The 3,322-nt window shown below is 66.2% G+C and carries 2 protein-coding genes and 1 pseudogene; all 3 read right to left on the bottom strand.

The window, feature by feature from the left end; translation table 11 throughout:
* A partial coding sequence (locus LQ144_RS22765) for an ABC transporter substrate-binding protein (protein ID WP_230121512.1) occupies positions 1-400 on the bottom strand: 400 nt, incomplete at its 3' end.
* Positions 401-566: 166 nt separating this feature from the next.
* A pseudogene (locus LQ144_RS22760) lies at positions 567-1,889 on the bottom strand (aspartate aminotransferase family protein); the annotation flags it as partial.
* Positions 1,890-1,977: 88 nt separating this feature from the next.
* Positions 1,978-3,144, bottom strand: coding sequence for an RtcB family protein (locus LQ144_RS22755; RefSeq protein ID WP_230121510.1), 1,167 nt, complete (start codon positions 3,142-3,144; stop codon positions 1,978-1,980).
* Positions 3,145-3,322 lie beyond the last annotated feature (178 nt).

Raw genomic sequence — 3,322 nt, 5'->3', positions numbered from 1 at the left:
TGATGGATTCGCCCTTGCTCTTGACGAACGAGTTGATGGCCGGGTTCGGGCCGATGTAGGTCGCGTCGATGGCCCCGGCGTTGAGCGCCTCGATGGCCGCCGGGCCGGCGTTGAACACCTGCGTGGAGAGTTTGGTGCTGCCCAGGTTGTCCTTGATAAAGCCCTGATTGACGCCCACCAGGGCAGCGGCGTGCGTGATGTTGCCGAAGTAACCCAGCTTGAGCTCATGGGCGGGTCCACTGGGGGCCGCTGGCGCAGCCGACGCGTTGGAATCCCGCGATACGGCAGAGGCAACAATGGCGCCCACACTGATCAGCAGGACCAAACCAAGGGCCAGGGCGATCTCCAGGGCACGCCTGCGCTGGGGCCCCTGGCTCTCGCCGGCCTCAATGCGGGTCATGCCCGGCCTGGAACTAGTCATGAATTCACCATAGGGAGTGTCATAAACAGGGTTCAATGGGCCGGAAACGGGGGGTCACGCGCGTTCATCTAGCGTCACATTCGGACGGGGGCCAGCCTTCGCACCTGACCACCCTCCGCTGCCCGTCCTTTCGGTGGACCCAGGCCTAAGACAGATAGCCGTCGGCCGCAGCCAGGGCGTCGTCCAGGATGGCGAGGCCCGCGGCGGCGTCGGCGTCGTTCACGTTTAGGGGAGGAGCGACATTGACGCGGTTGCCCATAGTCAGCGGCAACAGACCCCGATCCAGGCACGCCTTGACGAAGGAGACCATCGGCGCGTTCGCCGCGCCAGTGGCTCCTGTCGGCACGAGCGGGTCTCTGGTCAGCCGGTCGCGGACGAGTTCGACGGTCCAGAGGCCGCCGATGCCGCGAACATCCCCGACACACTCATGCTTCGCCGCAAGCTCACGGAGTCCTGGCCCAAGGACGTCCCCGCCGAGGCGTGCTGCTGCAGCGACGGTGCCCTCCTCGTGCATCGCGTTGATGGCGCCGACGGCTGCTGCGCAGGCGAGTGGGTGGCCGCTGTACGTCATGCCCGCGGGGTAGGGGCGTTTGGTGAACATCTCGTAGATCGCGTCGCCGACCAGCACGCCGCCCAGCGGCACGTACCCGGAGTTCACTCCCTTCGCGAACGCCATCAGGTCGGGTGCCACGCCATCGTGGTCGACGCCGAACCAGGCTCCCGTGCGGCCGAAGCCGACCATCACCTCGTCCGCGATGTAAACGATGCCGTGGCGGTCACACAGGTTGCGGACCCCACGCAGGTAACCGGTTGGCGGCACGATGACGCCCGAGCTGCCGATCACAGATTCCAGGACCAACCCGGCGATCGTCGAGGGGCCCTCCAGGAGGATCACCTGCTCGAGGTGGGCGAGCGCCCGCTCGGACTCTTCCTCCGGGGTCCTCGACCCGAACGCCGACCGGTACAGGAAAGGACCGAAGAAGTGGACGGCACCCGCCGCCCCGGTGTCCGAGGCCCAGCGGCGCGGGTCGCCGGTGAGGTGGATCGATGCCGCCGTTGAGCCATGGTAGGAGCGGTAGGCGGCGAGCACCTTCGGTCGTCCCGTGTAAAGGCGCGCCATTCGAACCGCATGCTCGATGGCCTCTGTTCCGCCGGTGGTGAACAGCACGTGCCCGAGGCCCTCCGGCGCGACCTCCACAATCAGCCGCGCCGCCTCGCTCCGGACGTCGGACGCGTGGCTGGGCGCAAGCGTGCACAGACGGTCGGCTTGTTCCTTGATCGCAGCGACGATGCGCGGATGTTGGTGACCGAGGTTGGTGAACACCAGTTGCGAGCTGAAATCCAGGTAGCGCCGTCCATTGGCGTCGACGACATAGCTGCCGGAGCCACCGACAAACGTAGGCACATCGCGCGGCCCCTGCACCGCCCAGGGGTGGAAGACCAGTTCGTCGAGATTCATGACATCCTCCGTTGCTTCAGTGCCGGAATGTTCACCCCTACTGCTTCACCTTGGCACCGCCTTGCAGCAGCGTCCAGAGCACCCCGACGGTGCAGGTTCAGTCGCCCTTGACGTTGACCAGTTGCCGCAGCTTGTGCCTTACCTTGACGAGATCAGCGGAGTCGCGCATGACCTGGTCTATCGGCTTGTAGGCCGCCGGGATCTCGTCGATAAACGCCTCGGTGGCCCGGAATTCAATCCCGTGCATGGCCTCCTTCAGTTCCGCCAGGGTGAAGGTCTTGCGGGCCGCGTTCCGGGAGTATTCGCGGCCGGCGCCGTGCGGTGAGGAATTCAGCGACACGGGGTTGCCCAGGCCTTCCACGACATAGGAGGCAGTGCCCATGGAGCCCGGGATCAGGCCCGGGTCCCCCGCCTCGGCCTTGATGGCCCCTTTGCGCGACACCCAGACGGACTTGCCGTAATGGGTTTCCTGCGCAGTGAAGTTGTGGTGGCAGTTGATCCGTTCGCTTTCATGCACCCTGCCGCCCACCCAGGTGCCGAACTGCGTGATCACCCGGTCCATCATTTCCTCACGGTTCAGCAGGGCGAAGTGCTGGGCCCACCGCAGTTCCTTGATGTACCGGGTGAACTCGGGGGTGCCCTCCTCCAGGGAAGCCAGGTCCGGGTCCGGCAGCGTGATCCGCTTCTCTCTGCTGAACCGCTGCGCCACCCCAATATGGTGCTGCGCGATCTTGTTGCCAACGCCGCGCGAGCCCGAATGCAGGAACAGCCAGACGGCGTCTGTCTCATCCACGCACACCTCGATGAAGTGGTTGCCCGAACCCAGCGAGCCGAGCTGCAACTCCCACTTGGCCACGTACTGGCCGGGATCAAAACCCGCCTTGGCCGCCAGCCTCCCCAGCTCAGCGACGCGGGGTTCGGCAGTGGCCAGGACTTTCCGGTTGTTGTGGCCTGCGGACAGTGGAATGACACGCTCAATGTCCTCGCGCAGCCGCCTCCGGTCCCGGGGCAGTTCCTTCAGCGAGTACTGCGTCCTGACCGCGATCATGCCGCAGCCGATGTCCACTCCCACGGCAGCCGGCATGATCGCGCCCAGTGTGGGAATGACGGACCCCACCGTGGCGCCCTTGCCGAGGTGCGCGTCCGGCATCAGAGCCAGGTGCGGGTAGATGAACGGCAGCCGGGACGTGGCGAGGGCCTGCTCACGCGTCTTGTCATCCAGGATCGAGGCCCAGTTGATGAGCCTGCTATTGATGGTTTCCACGGCTTCCCCTCCGCTGGATGAAACAGGCCGGCTGCGGCCAGGATCCGGCAGGATTCGGAGAAACTATTGCCCACGGACGGGGCTGAGTCAAGGGATTCCCGCACGCGGCCCACGGGCAGGGCCGGTCCTGCGGGGCAGGTCCTGCGGGCAGGCACGCGGGGCGGGGCCGGTCCTGGGG

Origin of the sequence: Arthrobacter sp. Bi83 (assembly GCF_918698095.1) — a bacterium.
GTDB lineage: Bacteria > Actinomycetota > Actinomycetes > Actinomycetales > Micrococcaceae > Arthrobacter.
The sequence above is the reverse complement of the archived record's forward strand: the minus strand, read 5'-3'. Positions and strand labels throughout refer to the sequence as shown.